The organism is Frankia sp. AgKG'84/4 (assembly GCF_023242965.2).
In the GTDB taxonomy this organism is placed as follows: domain Bacteria; phylum Actinomycetota; class Actinomycetes; order Frankiales; family Frankiaceae; genus Frankia.
In genome coordinates, this window is the sequence record NZ_JALKFU020000711.1 from 1 (window position 1) to 546 (window position 546).

General features: G+C 78.6%; 1 protein-coding gene. It reads right to left on the bottom strand.

All coding sequences use genetic code 11. The features are described 5' to 3' along the window. Positions 1–527, bottom strand: a 527-nt coding sequence (locus MXD58_RS24745) for a hypothetical protein (protein WP_250610053.1), incomplete at its 3' end; no start/stop codon positions are given. Positions 528–546: the final 19 nt, after the last annotated feature.

A 546-nucleotide genomic window follows, 5' to 3' on the forward strand; every position in this document is an offset into this window, starting at 1 on the left:
GCGCGCAGGCGCCCCAGCGCCCGTTCGTCCCACGCCTCGTCGGCGCGGCCGGCGATGACCTCGCGCAGCAGCACCAGGGCCGCGCGGTCCGGTGTGCGCCCAGGGACGTTCGCGTCCTGCCGGCCGGGGCCGGGTGGCGTGGCGCCGGCCCCGCCCACCGGACCCGTCGCGGGATCGACGGCGAGGACGACGAACCTGGTGCCGGCGGCGAACAGCACGTCGGGCGGGTCCTCGCCGCTGCCGGTGAGATCCGGGATGAGCAGGCCGGTCCGGCGCGCGGTGGAGGACCAGATGACGTACCGCACCGGTGCCGGCGTCGGCCGCGGCCGTGTCGAGGCCGTCAGGAACCCAGGTTCGACGACCAGATCGCCGCTGCGGTATCGGCGTAGGAGCGCCGGGTCGGCGTCGGCGTCGTGGAACACCGGGCCGACGACGGCGGGCAGTCGCCCCAGGCCGGCGCAGGCCCGGCGGGCGATCAGCGCGGCGTCCGCCGGGCCGGGCCCGTCGCCACGCAGCACGGCATCCACCAGCCGCTCGGCCGGCGCC